Annotated in this window: 12 protein-coding genes; 11 read left to right on the top strand and 1 reads right to left on the bottom strand. The window is 35.3% G+C overall.

Going from position 1 to position 15,767, the window contains the following annotated elements; genetic code table 11:
• Positions 1–159 precede the first annotated feature (159 nt).
• The 7 genes from C8C76_RS04020 (at position 160) to C8C76_RS03990 (ending at position 6,235) form a co-directional block, all read left to right on the top strand.
• On the top strand, positions 160–810 hold the full coding sequence (locus C8C76_RS04020) for a hypothetical protein (protein ID WP_108138880.1): 651 nt from the start codon (positions 160–162) through the stop codon (positions 808–810).
• A gap of 172 nt (positions 811–982) precedes the next feature.
• Positions 983–1,267 (top strand): hypothetical protein, encoded by a 285-nt coding sequence (locus C8C76_RS04015; protein ID WP_108138879.1) that lies wholly within the window; start codon positions 983–985, stop codon positions 1,265–1,267.
• 173 nt (positions 1,268–1,440) lie between these two features.
• Positions 1,441–3,564, top strand: a complete 2,124-nt coding sequence (locus C8C76_RS04010) for an EAL domain-containing protein (protein WP_108138878.1) — start codon at positions 1,441–1,443, stop codon at positions 3,562–3,564.
• A gap of 36 nt (positions 3,565–3,600) precedes the next feature.
• On the top strand, positions 3,601–4,044 hold the full coding sequence (locus tag C8C76_RS04005; protein WP_108138876.1) for a GNAT family N-acetyltransferase: 444 nt from the start codon (positions 3,601–3,603) through the stop codon (positions 4,042–4,044).
• 63 nt (positions 4,045–4,107) lie between these two features.
• Positions 4,108–4,890 (top strand): inositol monophosphatase family protein, encoded by a 783-nt coding sequence (locus C8C76_RS04000; protein ID WP_108138874.1) that lies wholly within the window; start codon positions 4,108–4,110, stop codon positions 4,888–4,890.
• 28 nt (positions 4,891–4,918) lie between these two features.
• A complete protein-coding gene (locus tag C8C76_RS03995) occupies positions 4,919–5,707 on the top strand; it encodes a fumarylacetoacetate hydrolase family protein (protein ID WP_108138872.1) in 789 nt (262 codons plus the stop codon).
• 69 nt (positions 5,708–5,776) lie between these two features.
• Positions 5,777–6,235 carry a hypothetical protein gene (locus tag C8C76_RS03990; protein WP_108138870.1) on the top strand — a complete coding sequence of 153 codons (459 nt, stop codon included), beginning with the start codon at positions 5,777–5,779 and terminating at the stop codon, positions 6,233–6,235.
• Positions 6,236–6,322: 87 nt separating this feature from the next.
• On the opposite strand, the gene C8C76_RS03985 is transcribed toward C8C76_RS03990, so the two are convergent.
• Positions 6,323–8,137 (bottom strand): heme NO-binding domain-containing protein, encoded by a 1,815-nt coding sequence (locus tag C8C76_RS03985; RefSeq protein ID WP_108138868.1) that lies wholly within the window; start codon positions 8,135–8,137, stop codon positions 6,323–6,325.
• 477 nt (positions 8,138–8,614) lie between these two features.
• On the opposite strand from C8C76_RS03985, the gene C8C76_RS03980 reads away from it, so the two are divergent.
• From C8C76_RS03980 to C8C76_RS03965, 4 genes are all read left to right on the top strand, one after another.
• The gene (locus tag C8C76_RS03980) at positions 8,615–11,116 is read left to right on the top strand and encodes a GH39 family glycosyl hydrolase (RefSeq protein WP_108138866.1); all 2,502 of its coding nucleotides are present in this window, start codon (positions 8,615–8,617) and stop codon (positions 11,114–11,116) included.
• A gap of 297 nt (positions 11,117–11,413) precedes the next feature.
• Complete coding sequence (locus tag C8C76_RS03975; RefSeq protein ID WP_108138864.1) at positions 11,414–12,892, top strand: MFS transporter; 1,479 nt, start codon at positions 11,414–11,416, stop codon at positions 12,890–12,892.
• Between the two features lie 115 nt (positions 12,893–13,007).
• Positions 13,008–14,819, top strand: a complete 1,812-nt coding sequence (uidA, locus tag C8C76_RS03970) for a beta-glucuronidase (protein WP_108138862.1) — start codon at positions 13,008–13,010, stop codon at positions 14,817–14,819.
• 93 nt (positions 14,820–14,912) lie between these two features.
• The gene (locus C8C76_RS03965) at positions 14,913–15,755 is read left to right on the top strand and encodes an HAD family hydrolase (protein WP_108138860.1); all 843 of its coding nucleotides are present in this window, start codon (positions 14,913–14,915) and stop codon (positions 15,753–15,755) included.
• Positions 15,756–15,767: the final 12 nt, after the last annotated feature.

The raw sequence follows: 15,767 nt of genomic DNA, 5'->3' as shown, positions 1-15,767 counted from the left end.
AATTTTGCCAGCGGCTGAAAATCTCTTTTTAGAATTAAAATGGTTATTTAAAACGTGGTGATTGGATGCTAGTGTGATGCAAATCATATAAAGCCCCTTACAAAAATGCTATAATAACTTGAGAAGAATAATCAAGTATATAAAAAAGGAGTTTTGATAATGAGTGCATTTTTAGGTCCAATCCATATGTGGTTATATAATCAGATTCAGATTGTTGAAGAAAGAGAGGCTGAGATTGTTGATCAGTTCAGCCAGAAATATTCAGCAGAAAAAGTAGATGACTTAATTTTTCCTTACCGCCATCAGTACGGTGAGTTAAAAGAGGATAAGCCGCTGGTAGAATTAATTGCCGGTAGTGATATTCACCCCTGGCTTGAGGCAGCAATCAGCAGTGCTCAGAGTAGAGAAGCAGCAGTAGTTGCTGCATTAATGGATGAGTTTAATGATCAGGAGTTATTATTATCCATTTATGCTGAGCAGGCAGAAGAACTGGCCGAAAAAGCTAAAGTAAGAGATGATGTAGATGAGTTTAATTTAAATGATGCTTTTGAAATAATAAATGAGCATTTTGTGGAAAGAATGCCCTGTGATCGTCTTTCCGGTGCAGTAAAAGAAGATGGAAAGATAATCTGGAAACATCAGAGCCGTCTGCACCAGGAATTCTGGCAGCAGACAGAGGTTGAGCTGGAGTTAATGCATCAGCTTTATGCTGAGTGGCTGCAGGTTTTTACTGAAAATCTTAATCCTGAGCTTGCTCACAAAAGAGAAATAGAAAGTGACTATTATAATGATATCTTTTTTGTTAAATAATAATGACAGTAAATCATATTTAAGATAACTTAAGAGCTCAGTTTACAGCATAGACTGAGCTTTTGACATTCATTAACAGGACTGATATTATGTAGGTAATCTTAAGAAATTAATATAAAGGAGAAGTGGTATTATCAAGAAAAAATTAGCTGTTCTAAAAGACCTTCTCTCAATGTTTATTACCCAGCATAGAAATCAACTGTCATATGTTATCGGTTTTATATCTGCACTAGCTTTTGCTCTTGTTTACACTGAGTTTGGTTTGGAGTTGGCTCTGGCTGCTCTTTTAACCGGGATTTTAGTCTTTGAGGTATTTAATCACTATTTCGGCGGCAGTCCTGACATTATAGTAATGGGTGTTGATAGTGAAGAAGATATGATGAAAACTCTCAAAAAAACAATGTCAAAAGCAGTAAAAGAAAAGAAACAGGAAAATTCAAATCAAAATAAAGATTAATCAAAACAGCTGTAGTGGCTGTTTTCTTTTTTTAATTGTTTGAAATAATATTCAGAATTTAGTAAAATTGGCAGCAAAAATAGATATAATTAGATATTTCTGTTATAATAAAGACTAATAATATGGTTTAAATTTCTCTAATCAGCACACAAAAATATAAATAGGAGCTAATGATGAGAATACTTAAAAATTTATCTATCAAAAATAAAATTTTACTGGGAATTGGACTCAGCTTTATTCTGACGATGATTATTCTGCTGGCAATTGTTATTTATCAGTTTGATTATCTTTCTGATGAAAACCAGACTTTAATGGAATCAGAATTACTGGAAAGAAAGTTTGATAAATACGAAGCTCTGGTTAAAAGTAGAGCAGAAATTTTATCTGAAGTCTATCAGATGCGGCTCCAGAAAAAAGAGGCGCAGGGAGAAACTGTAACTGAAGCTGAGTTGAGGAATATGATGGCCCAGTTAAATGATGATATAGCTATTGATGATCTTTATTTTTATATTTATGACCTGGATGGTAATACAATTTCTCTGCCTCCGACGCCTGCCTTTGAAGGGAAAAATAGAATTGACCTTCAGGTTAGGGATAGAGCCCTGTTAAAAGAAATGATTTCCCTTATTGAAAATAATGGCAGCGGTAGATTAAGTTATCCCTACACTAATCCCAGCAATGGAATGATTGAAACAAAATATGGATACCTGCAGCAGATTGAGGGCACAGATATGTTTGTAGGATCTGGAGGTTATCAGAGCAGTTATTACAGCATCGTTCTGCGGATTCTTTCAAAAATTAAAAATATTCGTGATGATACATTTTATTTACTTTTAATTACTTTTGCTATAATTATTCTAATTATATTTTTAATTATTTTCGATATTTCAGAATACATAAACCAGAATATCCAGCAGATCGTCTCAGCTTTTAAAAGAGTAGAAAACGGGCAGCTGAGTTTTAAACTTGATATAAAAAGTGAAGATGAGTTTGGCAGTCTTGCTTCCGGCTTTAATCAGATGCTGAGTAGAATAAAAAAGTTAACTTACAATGATCCCCTGACCGGTCTGCCCAATCTGAACTTTTTAGAAAGCAATCTTTCGGAAACTCTAAAGAAAAATAAAGACAGTGCCAGTGATGTTTATTTATTTACCCTAATTACAGATAATTTAACTTTAGTTAACAGTAATTATGGTTATCAAAAAGGTAATGAAATTCTGCAGGAACTTTATCAGCGGCTGAGCAAAAGCTTATCTGAAGAGATGACAATTGCCCGGAAAAGTGATGAGTTTATTTTCTATTTTGCTTCAGCAAAAAATAAAGCGGAGATCCAAAAATATGCAGAAGAGATTATTACTAAACTTTCAGAACCCTATGAGGTCAACAATAATCTTGTTTATTTAAAAATAAAAATTGGGATAGCGGTTAACCAGGAAGAAGAAAGCTGTTCTGATCTGATTCGAAAGTCAAGGCTTGCTCTTCATTTTGTTGATGAAAAAAATAATATCAAATTTTTTAACCAGAAGATGCTGGGCCAGCTTTCAGGCCGCTTAAATTTAGAGGGGAAGTTGAGGAAAGCACTGGTCAATAATGAGTTTCAGCTTTTTTATCAACCCCAGCTGGAAACTAAGACTGATAGGGTTATTGGAGTAGAAGCTCTGATCCGCTGGCAGCACCCCAAAGAGGGAAGAATTTCACCGGCAGAGTTTATTCCGCTGGCCGAAGAAACAGGGATGATTTTAAGACTGGGTGACTGGATTTTAAATGAAGCCCTGCAGCAGTTAAAAAGCTGGCAGAATAAAGGCTATCAAAACCTAGTCATGTCAGTAAATATTGCACCCCAGCAGTTTCAGCAGGATGATTTTGTTCAAAAAATAGAAAAGCTGCTGAATAAACATCAGCTGGAAGCAGAATTTTTAGAGTTAGAGATAACCGAAAGAACAGTAATTAAAGATATTGAATATACTGTAGAAGTTTTAAGAAAGCTGAAGCAGCTGGGAGTCAAAATTTCAATTGATGATTTTGGAACCGGTTATTCATCACTTGAATATTTAAATCGCTTTGCCCTCGACAAACTAAAAATTGATAAGTCATTTGTCCACAACCGCAGTAACTTAAATATTGTAAAAACGATAATTATGATGGGCAGAAATTTGGGCCTGGAAGTTGTGGCTGAAGGAGTAGAGACAGAGGAAGAATTAGAATTTTTACGAGAAAACAGCTGTAATTATTATCAGGGCTATTATTTTTCCAGAGCAGAAAAAGCTGCAGTTGTAGAAAAAAACTTCAGTAAATAATTGAAATCAGATTATTAATTGTCAAAGGAGTAGATGATGGAGCTATATATAAAAAAATTTGAAGAACTGACAAACCAGGAATTATATAAAATAATTGAAGCCAGGATTAATGTCTTTGTCGTTGAGCAGGATTGCCCCTACCATGAGTGTGACAATAAAGATCAGGATTCTTTTCATTTATTTTATCAGGAACAGGATCAAATTGCCGCTTATTTGCGGATTATTCCTTCGGGCCTATCCTATCCGGAAGTCTCAATTGGGCGAGTGCTTGTAAAAAAAGAATTTAGAAGACAGGGGCTGGGATTAAAGCAGATGCAGCAGGCAATTTCTTTTATTCAAAATAATATGGATACAGAAGTGGTTAGGATCTCTGCTCAGGAGTACATTCTTGACTTTTATAAGAGTCTGGGCTTTGAAGTTGTTTCTGATAGATATTTGGAAGATGATATTCCTCATTATGAGATGCTTTTAAAATTGTAATCAGAGAAAGTTTTTGATAGAATTAAGTTGAATAAAGACTAATCCTGGAGGTGTATTTTTAATTTGATAAATTTAGCAGACGCAGCAGTACTCGCAAAGGAATGGGCTATAAATGTGGGTAAGATGCAGAAGGAAAAGTTAAAAAAAGAAAGCTTCAAGGTTGAGACTAAAAGTACACTCACTGATCTAGTTACAGAAATTGATTTGTTGAGTGAAGATATGATCAGAGCCAAGATTGAAAAAAGCTATCCAGAACATAATATCATGGGTGAGGAAAGTGATTTTGCAGATAAAAAAAGCAAATATACCTGGGTGATTGATCCTCTGGATGGAACCAATAATTATGCCAGTTCCTATCCTATTTATTGTGTTTCTATTGCCTTAAAATATGAAAATGAAGTTGTGCTGGGCGTTATTTATATTCCAGAACTTGATGAGGTGTATTCCGCAATTAAAGGTAAGGGAGCCTATAAGTCGGGGACAGCAATTAAAATTTCTCATAAAACTGCTTTAAATAATTCGCTTGTTGCTACCGGTTTTCCCTATGATAAAAAGGAATCTAAAATTGATAATCTGGAGCCCCTAAATAAAATTTTAAAAAATATTAGAGGGCTCAGGCGTTCCGGAAGTGCTGCTTTTGATCTTATTTCGGTGGCCAGTGGTCGAATTGATGCCTACTGGGAATTCAAACTTAAAGAATGGGATTTTGCAGCAGGAGAATTGTTGGTCAGAGAGGCGGGAGGAGAAGTTTATAAGTCTGAAATTGAGGGCGCCCCGCTTTTGATTGCAGGTAGTAAAGAATTAGTCGCAGAATTGAGAGGGATTATCGAAGAAATTTATCTATAAACTATAGAATTGAGTAGGTGAGCAGCAAATGAAAATTATTAGATATCAAAAAGATGATGAAATTAAAAGAGGGATCTTAAAAGGTGAGACAGTATTTGAGCTTGAAGGAGATGTTTTTTCAGAGTTTTCTCAAGGCAAAAAGGTTGCAGAGCTTGATCAGCTTAAACTTCTGGCTCCAGTTCAGCCGCCAAATATAATAGCAATTGGTTTAAATTACAGGCAGCATGCAGTTGAAACCGGGGCTGAAATTCCAGAGCGTCCGGTGGTTTTTCTAAAGGCAACTAGCAGTATTACTGATCCAGCTGCAGATATTATTTTACCAAAACTGGCTCCAGAAGAGGTTGATTTTGAAGCAGAACTGGCAGTTATAATTTCAAAAAAAGCCAAAAATCTTGAAACTGTTGAGGTTGAAGATTATGTACTTGGTTACAGCTGTGCTAATGATGTCAGCGCTCGTGACTGTCAGAAAAAACTGGATAAGCAGTGGGCTCGGGGAAAATCGTTTGATACATTTTGTCCGCTTGGACCCTGGATTGAAACTGACCTGGATTCCAACAACTTAAAGATTAGATCAATTTTAAATGGAAAAACTATGCAGGAGTCGAAAACCTCAGATATGATTTTTAAGGTAGAACAGCTGATCAGTTATTTATCACATAATATGACTCTGCTGCCGGGGACAGTTATTCTGACAGGTACTCCGGAGGGAGTTGGATTTGCGAGAGAAGAGAAGATTTTTTTAAGAGACGGAGACCAAATAACAATTGAAATTGAAGGAATTGGAAGTTTAGAAAACACTGTTAGCAGAGAGCTTTAATTTTATTGTCTTGATTTATAGAAAAATGTTTTTATTTAATTTAATATCAGCTCTTTAGGGAGGTTAATTATGCAGTTTTTCAATCAGAAAACATTTATTTTGCTAATCCCTGTTCTCTTAGCTGTCCTGTATTATATAGTGCACAAAATAATTGCATCTATTAAAAGAAAAAGGGCAGAAGAACTATTTACAAATTACCATAAAGACAGAATTATTTTTTTTAGTAAGGAAGTTAATTTTTTTGGTCAGAAGTCAGCTGGCAGGGCCCAGGTTAGAGGGAATGGCTCCTTACTTTTAACACCAGATGAGCTACATTTTTTAAGGTGGCTTCCTAAAAAAAATCTGGTTATCCCCTTAGATAATATTAAAAATATTGAGAGGGTTAATTCGTTTTTGGGAAAAAGAAAAAATAGTGAATTATTAAAAGTAGAATTTAATAATCATCTGGGAGAAAAAGATTCAGCCGCCTGGCTCTTAGATAATATGCATGCCTGGGAACAGGTAATTAAAGATAATCTGGAAGAATAAAAAACCGCTCTTTAAGATCAGAATCCAAAAATTCCGGTCTTAAGAGCGGTTTTAGTTTATATATTTTTTTATCAGCTTATTTTAATTTTAAACATTGTAATCCTTAAGGTTACTGCGGAAGTTTTCTGTAAGATCTTCCATCTGTTCAATATAACCTGTCATTTCTTTAATTTTTTCAGAATAACTATTAACACTGGCACTCATTTCTTCACTGGAAGCTGAATTTTCCTGCGCAATTGCAGCCAGATTATTAAAGTTTTCAATAACCTCTCTAATCTTTTTGGTTTCCTCATTTAAACTGCTGACGATATCAACAACCTGATCAGTAGCAGCTTCAATATCATTGGTAGCACTGTTGCTTGATTCAGCAACTTCTTCTAAGGCTTGATTGCTGGCTTCAAGATTGCTGAACTGTTCACTAATACTTTCACTGAGAGTTTCAACGTGTTCGGTAAATTCGCCCAGATTCTTTCTGATTATTTCAACAGCCTGCTGCGATTCCTCTGCCAGCTCTCTTACTTCTTCTGCCACTACTGTAAAGCCGCGGCCATTATCAGAAGAGCGAGCTGCTTCAATTGAAGCATTAAGTGAAAGCAGATTGGTCTGGCCTGCAATATCTTCAACAGTATCAACAATTTCCATGATTGTTTCAATTTTTTCCGAAAGCTGCTGCCCCAGCTGGTTAACACCTGCAAAAGCTGAACGTACTCCACTAATTCTTTGATTAACATCAACTACTTCCTGGGTAGAAGTTCGAATATTTTCTACAGCATTTTCCAGGTTATCACGGCTATCCTGACCCGCTGCAGCCAGCTTTTCAATTTCTTCAACATTTTGATTAACAATATAGGCTGACTCTTCGGTTTCCTGGGCCTGAGCCTGAGCTCCCTGAGCAACCTCATCAACCACAGTTGAAATACTGTCAGATACATCTTCCATATCTTCAGCCAGCTCTACAAAATCTTCGGTGAAGTTATGCATATCATCAGTTCCACCCTTTAAGAAAAGAATATCTTCTCTTAGCTTAGCCTTTATCTGGCGCAGTTTTTCAAATAAATTTTCAAAATCATCAGCGGTTTTAAGTCTATTTTCATCATCAAGATTTAGGGCTTCAATCTTACTTAATTCATCATCAATTGCTTTAATAGGAGAGACTAAAATTCTGCTGATTAAAGCTAAAACAACTCCTATTCCCGCTGCTGCCCCTAAATTTACTGGCCAGCCAGCTGTAAACTGTGGTAAAGAGATTAAGGCAAAACTCAAAACAAAACTGCTAAGTCCCATTTTTGCCGGGATGCTTTTAAAAATCCCCAGTCCCAGAATCTTAGATAATATGTATTTCTTTTTATTTCTGAATGAGTTTTCAAAGCCAATATGAATTTTCAAAAATGCCCGTCCATCTTCCAGGGTGCCCCGATCAATCTCTTCTACCTCAATTGGGGTTTTAAAAAATGAAGAGCTCCCTTCCAAAAGTCCCAGAAAGTAATCATACATTCCTCTTTTAGACTTATATGTCATTTCAATTTTATGATCATTTAATTCTTCTGCCTGCAGCCGAGGAGGGTTAGCACCAGGCAGGATCTCTGTCAGCTGCAGATGAACGGTATCCATCAACATCAAAAAGTTTTTCAGAGTCCGATTACTGAAATAGGAAGGAAACCATTTGGAAAAAGTTTCAATATTTTTCATTCCCATTTCATGCCAGATCTCACCAGGCTCTTTACCTACATCCTGGCCGATGTATTTCATTAAATCTTTAGTTTTTTGATCTTCAATTGTAGTCATTGGTGTAATGATTAAATCTTCTTTAAAGCCGGCTTTCCTTTTGGCTTTATTGACTTTTTCCTCTCCATAGGTCTTGCTGAGAGTACTGAGCCAGGTCGAAACGACTGTACCTTTCATATATTTCCCTCCAGTTAGATTAGAATAAAATTTTATTTTCTATTGTTAGAAAAACAAAAATAGCCCATAAAAATCAAGCTATATTAATAATAATTCGCGATTGAGCAGATAAAACCTTTTTTTAAGGTGAAAAAACTTTTGTACCCGGTACAAGTGAATAAAATAACAAAATAACTTAACACAGCTGAAACAATTAGTTACAATTTATTAACCTGCCTGTAATCTTCCTGTAACTTTGATATGTCATTATAATAATTGTAAACAAATTATTATTAATGCTGGGGTGGCAGAGGCTGCTTGATCAGAGCTGCTTCTGCTTTTTAATAACGGCACCGGGTACCTGGGAATTTTTTCCAGGTACCCGGTGCCCTTTTTCATTTTTAATTTGAGATGATATAATAACTTTAGATACACAACATTCATCTTTATTGCTCAATTGAGTAATTTAATCAATTATTAAATTTGAGGAGACTTTATATGATTTGTGAAACTGTCAATTTTAGTTACGGACTGCCCCTAAATATTTCCTGTAATTCACTAAGCTCAGATTTTGTTTTTAATCGATCTTTCAAAATAATTTGGGTTCTTAAAGGGGAACTTAACTTAAAAGTTAAGAATAATTTTGCTGAGCAGAAGACCGAACAAAAAAATGAAATTAATTTAAATAAGGGGGATCTTTATTTAATTAACAGCTATACTCCTTTTCAATTGATTAATAATGCTTCCATTCAGGCTGAAAATAGGTTTTTAGTTTTTGATTTTAAAAATCAGTTTTTAAAAGAACACGACGAAAATTTCAGTGCTAAAATATATCAGCTAAATAATGGTAATCTCGATCAGCTTAAATATTTGCTGGCTCGTTTAAGTTTTAATTACCTTAATGAAGATTATCAGCTGGCAGAGGAGATAGAAGTTAATTTAAATCAGCTGCTTAATTTTTTAAATAATTATTTCTGTATTAATAATCAGCGCCAGGATGACTTTTATCAGCAGCAGAGGGAAGATATTATAATTAAAGTAATTGATAAACTTGAAGCTGATTATATGAATAATTTAAGACTTAAAGATATTGCTGAAGAATTACATTATAATAGCTCCTATATTTCAGAGAAATTCAAAAAGAAAACTGCAATAAACTTTAAAAGCTATCTTGACCGGCTGCGGCTGGAGAAAATAGTTTATGAGCTTTTATATTCAAACAAAAATATCAATCAGATAGCTCTGGAATCTGGTTTTAAAAATATAAAAAGTTTTTATCGTGTTTTTAACGATCATTTCAATTTAAGTCCTGTAGAACTTAAAGACAACTATCCTCAATTAAAAGATCAGCATCTGCAGGAAGAGTTTGCTGAGCTCAACCAAATAAATGAGTTTTTAAATGACTTTACAATCTCATATCTGCAGCAGAATAAACGGAAAAGTAATCTTCTCAAAAAAGAAATAGACTTAACTCGAAATAAGAGAGCTGCGGAGCTAAATCCTGTCTGGCAGAAGTTAATCAATGCAGGTACTGCCCAGAGCATTCTGGATTCAAATCTCCGCCAGCAGATAAAAGAGCTGCAGCAGGAAATCAACTTTGAGTATCTGCGATTTGAGGGGATTTTTAATGATGATCTGGAAGTCTGTAAGGGAGACAGCCTGGATAATATTCATTATAACTGGAAACTGGTGGACAATATAATGGATTTTGTTTTAGAAAATGATTTGAAGCCATTTATTACTTTAAGTTTTATGCCTGAATTACTGGCAAGTGATAAGGATAAAACAATTTTTTATTACCAGGCAAATTTTTCTCCTCCTAAAAAAATTGAAGCCTGGCTTGATTTAATTAATGCTTTTATAGTCCATCTGATTAATAGATATGGGATCGAAGAGGTTAAAAGCTGGTATTTTCAGGTCTGGACAGAGTTTCCAGCCCGGGGCTTTCACTGGGCAGGGACAGAAACAGAGTATTTTGAGTTTTATACTAAAACTGCCGAAAAAATAAAGGGGATTTCTCAATCTCTTAAAGTCGGTCCTGCTTCGGAAACGTTTTTTGAAGAAAATTTTCTTTCTCAAAAATTCATGGAATATGCTGAGCAGAATGACACTGCAGTAGACTTTTATAATATTAATCTCTATCACAATTCGGTTCCGATGATTGAGGAGGAGCTTGATTTAAGCCAGTTTTATAAAGAAAGTACTCTGGAAAATATTAAATTTAAATTTAAAGAAAAAGATTATTCTATAAAAATAGCCAAAAGAATTAGAAAACTGCTTGCTAGATATTTCCCGGAGGCGGAATTGATTGCAACCCGCTGGAATGTCAGCTGGAATGCTAAGGAACTGGTCCATGATACTGCCTTTATGGCTGATTTTATTATTGATAACGCTTTAAAACTGCAGCAGAGTTTAGATGGTCTGGGCTATTTGAATTTATCAGATCTAATTTCGGAATGGCCGATTAATGAAGCTCCTTTTTTTGGGGGCAGAGGTTTGATGAATACAGAAGGAATTAAAAAATCCGGTTATTATGCCTATATAATCTTAACAGAGCTGGGAGATGAGATTATTGAACAGGGTGATAACTATATAATTACTGCCAGAGGAAATGATCTGCAGATTTTGATTTATAATTATGCTTATTTGAGCAGAAGCTATCAGAATGCAGATTACAGTATTATTGATAAATATAACAGGTACCAGGTTTTTGAAAATAAGGAGAAACTGGATTTCAGTCTTAAATTGACCGGCCTGGAAGGAAGCTATAAGCTGAGTCAGTATAAATTAAATAGAGATTCAGGTTCTGCCTTTGACCAGTGGCTGAAGATGGGGGGGCCATCTGATCTAAATAATCATGAAATAAAATATTTAAAGAATAAATCTTTTCCTGATTTGAGAATTGAATATCTCAATCTGACAGGAGAATATAAGCTTAGGGGTGAGATTGAAAGCCACGGCATCGAATTTTATCTCCTCCGAAAACAGTTTCAGCTTTAACTAAAAACTTAATATTTATTAGCAAAGTGATCAAACCCAAAGAAAAGCAAGTCTTAATTATCTTTTCTTTGGGTCTTTTTAATTTTGCTTAAGAAAAATTCAATATAACTGGACTTTTATTAAAAAATCACAAAAAAATAGAGACGAGACAAATTAAATTTTATTTTATAATGTTATTAGAAGTTATATAAGAGTTAGTTAAATCTAACATAAGTCCTATAAGAAAGTATTTTCAAAGTTCAGCTCAATCCGGAAGGGCCGAACTAAATCCATTAAAAAAACTAGGAGGACTTATTAATGTTAAATAAGCCAGATCAAAAAGAAATTAAAAAGAAAAGAAAAAAACTCAAAGAAAAAGGGAAGTACCACAACGCCGAAAAATGGCAGATTGCTTTTTTCGCTCTAAATAATACTGCAACCAACACAGCTTTTGTACTAATAATGTATTATGCATTTTTTACTCAGAATGTTCTTGGACTTTCGGCAGCAATTGTTGGTGGAATAGCAACTGCGATGAGAATGTTTGATGGTTTTACTGATCCAGTTATTGGCTTTATACTTGATAAGACTGATACTAAATTTGGTAAGTATCGTCCCTTTATGTTAGCTGGTAATATTATTTTAGTAGTAATGATTATAGCACTGTTTAATGTTCCACCGGAATGGTCAGCACAGACTAAATACATTGTCACAGCTTTATTATATGGTTTGGCAATCATTGGTTATACTTTTCAGACTTCCTGTACTAAAGGGGCACAGGCTGCACTGACAAATGACCCGGCTCAGAGACCACTATTTACTTTTTTCGATGCAATTTATAATACCCTACTTTTTGCAGGTGCTACCTGGTTTATCATGACCTATATGGCACCCAAATATGCTCAAAATGTTAATGATCCTGCTTTATGGTCCACAGTTTCAGTTATCTTTATGGCCGCTTCTTTTGTAATGACAGTTTTAGCAATTATCGGTATCTGGTCTAAAGATAGAACAGAATATTTTGGCCTGGCAGAAAATGCGGTAGAAATTAAATTTAAAGATGCCTGGGAGGTTCTTAAAAATAATAGACCCTTACAGATGTTAATTGTAGCAGCATCAACTGATAAGCTTGCTTTAACCGCCCGCCGAGCTGGATTTGTATATTTCTTCTCCAATATTTTATATAATACCGCTCTGCAGGGAACTTTTTCAGTCTGGGTTATGGCTCCAGCTATTTTAGTAACTTATCTTGGAGTTAAATATGCAGAGAAAGTGGGACTTAAAAATGCATTTGTCAAACTGACCTGGATGGGAACAGCTTTAATTGTAGTTTTACTGGTAATTACTCCAATGCTGGCAGAAGGTGAGTTAACAACAGGAGTTTTAATCTTATTAGTAGTTTTAGGAGCTCAGTATTCTGTAAGTCAGCTGGCTGGAAATATTGTTATTCCAATGATTGCAGACTGTACTGATTATGAATCCTGTCGTTCAGGTAGATTCATGTCCGGGTTTATCGGAACTATTTTCTCATTTGTAGATAAAATGATTTCATCTTTAGGAACTGTAATTATTGGTTTCAGTATAGCTTTAGCCGGCTATGGTGGTCAAAAAATTCCACCTAACTCTCCAGTTAGTCAGAGTCTGGAAATTGCAATTTTATTTATTGTTTTTGGTCTGCCTTTAATTGGTCATGTGGCTTCCTTAATAGCTATGAAATTTTATCCACTTGATGCAGAAAAAATGGCAGAGATTCAGGATGAGATTGAGGAAAAAAAGTCGGTTAGTTCACCGGCCTAAAGTTAATAAATAGGGTAATAAGGAGATATTCAAATAGGGCTTCTCTAAAAGATTATTAGAGGAGCTCTGATAGTATAAACGATTTGAAATTAAAAAATAAATGGAGTGATAATCAATGGAATCTCAATTTTTATATCCTGCAGAATCACCAACTCGTCAGGTTGTTGATTTATCAGGAATTTGGAAGTTTAAAGTCGATTTTGATGGAAAAGGTAGAGAAGAGGGCTGGCAGAATGGTTTAACTGATTTTAGTGAAGTTCCAGTGCCTTCAAGCTATAATGATTTATTTACAGATAAAGATATTAGAGAACATGTAGGTGATGTCTGGTATCAGACAGAATTTTATCTGGCAGAAGAATGGCAGCAGAAAAATGTTAATCTCCGCTTTGGCAGTGCAACCCACCGAGCTGAAGTCTGGCTGAATGGCGAAAAAATTGCTGAACACGAAGGAGGTTATATGCCTTTTGGAGCAGTCATCAATGAAGCTGCTGACTTTGGAGCTAAAAACACCCTGGTTGTAGTTGTCAATAATGAATTGGATTTAACAACCATTCCTACAGGTCAGGTAAAAGAATATGATGACGGCAAAAAAAGACTATTTCCTTACTTTGATTTCTTTAATTACGCTGGAATTCATTCTGCAGTTAAACTTCAAATTCTGCCAAAAGACTATATTTATGATATAACAACAGTTACTGATTTTGAAGGTGAAACTGGTTTTGTAGAATATGAAATTGAAAGCAGTTCCCATTCTGAAATAAAAGTTGAATTAAAGGATCTTGACGGAAAAGTAGTTGCTCAAAATTCCGGCACAGAGGGTAAACTGGAAGTTGAAAATGTAAAACTCTGGCAGCCTGGAGAAGGATATTTATACAATCTGGAAGTAAGCCTTTTAAGTGCAGGTGAGCTGGTTGATAATTATCCACTTCCAGTAGGAATTAGAAGAGTTGAGGTAAAAGGAAATCGCTTTTTAATCAATGATGAGCCTTTCTACTTTAAAGGATTTGGTAAACATCAGGACAGTGAGATCAATGGCCGAGGTTTTGACCCAGCAGTAATGATCAGAGATGCTGAGCTTTTAGACTGGATTGGAGCTAATTCAGTTCGTACTTCTCACTACCCTTATGATGAAGAATTTTATCGGATGTGTGACCGCCGCGGAGTAGTAGTAATTGACGAGACTCCAGCAGTAGGACTGTTTGATATGAATATGAACTTCCTGGCAGCTGGAACCGGTGAAGAATCTGATTTCTTTGATAAAGAAATTGTACACGAGCAGACTAAGGAAAACCACAAAAGAGAGATTAGGCGTTTAATGAAGCGAGATAAAAACCATGCTTCTGTTGTCATGTGGTGTCTGGCCAATGAACCGGACAGTGCTCAGGAAAGAGCCGAGGAGTATTTTGAAGAAATTTTCTCCTATGCCAGAGACCTTGATCCTCAGGCAAGACCACTTACCTTTACTAATTTAATGACAGCACAATACGGCAAATGTAATGCAGCTCAATTTGCAGATGTAATTTCCCTTAACCGCTATTATGGCTGGTACTTAATGGGAGGAGCAGAGTTAAGATATTCTCAGAAGAATTTCGAAGAGGAACTTGCCGGCTGGGAAAAAGAAGGAAAGCCGATTGTGATGACCGAATATGGTGCAGATACTAAGGCAGGTATTCATAAACTACCTTCAGTCCAGTGGTCAGAAGAATATCAGAATGAATATTTAGAACTGCAGCATAAAGTATTTGATAACTGTGATTCTATAGTCGGAGAACAGATGTGGAACTTTGCTGACTTCCAGACAGTAGAAGGGATTTTAAGAGTAGATGGTAACAAAAAGGGTGCCTTTACCAGAGACAGACAGCCCAAGATGGCAGCTCATCTTTTAAAGCAGAGATGGGAAAAACTACCGAATGATTATAAAGGCTAAGCTATAGTGAAAATATTCTTTTGTACCCGGTACAAATAAGCTTATTTGTACCGGGTACAAGTATAACAAATCACAAATGGAGCGGGTAAAAAAATGACTACTATTGCTAATTTTGTTAAGGAAAAAGAATTTTTGATCTGCATTGATTCTGATGGTTCGGCAATTGATACAATGACTGAAAAACATAAAAAGGCATTTGGTCCAGAGGCAGTCAAAGTCTGGCAGTTGGAAGAGATTGAAGAAGACTTTTTAAAAAAATGGAATAAAGTTAATCTCTATTCTCACAGCAGAGGAATTAACCGCTTTCAGGGACTGGTTAAGACTTTTAATGATTTAAGAGCAGAAGGTTATGGTCTGCCTGGGCTTGATCAGATAGAGAAGTGGACATTAGAAAGCAGTGAATTATCAAATCCAGCTTTAAGCAGAGCTATCAAAAATACTGAGAATAATCAGCAGCTTAAATTAGCTCTCAATTGGAGCAGGCAGGTTAATCAGGAGATTTCAAAACTGGAAAAAGATTCGAGAAAAGTTTTTGCAGGTGTTAAAAAAATCCTGGCTGAAATCTCAGCTGAAGCAGATCTAGCAGTTGTTTCTTCTGCAAATCAGGAAGCACTTTTAGATGAATGGGCTAGTTATGATTTAAAACAGCATGTTAAAGTGATTTTAGGACAGGAAGCAGGCTCAAAAGCTGACAATATTAAGGATTTAAAAGCAGAAGGTTATGATCAAAATAAAATATTGATGATCGGTGATGCTCCCGGAGATTTAAGAGCAGCTCAGAAAAATAATGTTTTATTTTATCCAATTATGCCCTGTGAGGAAGCTGAATCCTGGCAGAAATTTGCTGAAGAGGCAGCGGCAAATTTTTTCAGTGGAGATTATCAGGGGAAATATGAAGAAAATTTGATTAAAAAATTTAATTTTATTTTAAAGTAAAAAACGGAGGTA

It is taken from the genome of Halanaerobium saccharolyticum (assembly GCF_003053565.1).
Lineage (GTDB): Bacteria > Bacillota > Halanaerobiia > Halanaerobiales > Halanaerobiaceae > Halanaerobium > Halanaerobium saccharolyticum_B.
The sequence above is the reverse complement of the archived record's forward strand: the minus strand, read 5'-3'. Positions and strand labels throughout refer to the sequence as shown.

Excerpts from the sequence above, each read along its gene's own strand:
- C8C76_RS04020 (WP_108138880.1), top strand. The coding sequence starts at position 160 with ATGAGTGCATTTTTAGGTCCAATCCATATGTGGTTATATAATCAGATT.
- C8C76_RS04015 (WP_108138879.1), top strand. The coding sequence starts at position 983 with ATGTTTATTACCCAGCATAGAAATCAACTGTCATATGTTATCGGTTTT.
- C8C76_RS04010 (WP_108138878.1), top strand. The coding sequence starts at position 1,441 with ATGAGAATACTTAAAAATTTATCTATCAAAAATAAAATTTTACTGGGA.
- C8C76_RS04005 (WP_108138876.1), top strand. The coding sequence starts at position 3,601 with ATGGAGCTATATATAAAAAAATTTGAAGAACTGACAAACCAGGAATTA.
- C8C76_RS03995 (WP_108138872.1), top strand. The coding sequence starts at position 4,919 with ATGAAAATTATTAGATATCAAAAAGATGATGAAATTAAAAGAGGGATC.
- C8C76_RS03990 (WP_108138870.1), top strand. The coding sequence starts at position 5,777 with ATGCAGTTTTTCAATCAGAAAACATTTATTTTGCTAATCCCTGTTCTC.
- C8C76_RS03985 (WP_108138868.1), bottom strand. The coding sequence starts at position 8,137 with ATGAAAGGTACAGTCGTTTCGACCTGGCTCAGTACTCTCAGCAAGACC.
- C8C76_RS03980 (WP_108138866.1), top strand. The coding sequence starts at position 8,615 with ATGATTTGTGAAACTGTCAATTTTAGTTACGGACTGCCCCTAAATATT.
- C8C76_RS03975 (WP_108138864.1), top strand. The coding sequence starts at position 11,414 with ATGTTAAATAAGCCAGATCAAAAAGAAATTAAAAAGAAAAGAAAAAAA.
- uidA (WP_108138862.1), top strand. The coding sequence starts at position 13,008 with ATGGAATCTCAATTTTTATATCCTGCAGAATCACCAACTCGTCAGGTT.
- C8C76_RS03965 (WP_108138860.1), top strand. The coding sequence starts at position 14,913 with ATGACTACTATTGCTAATTTTGTTAAGGAAAAAGAATTTTTGATCTGC.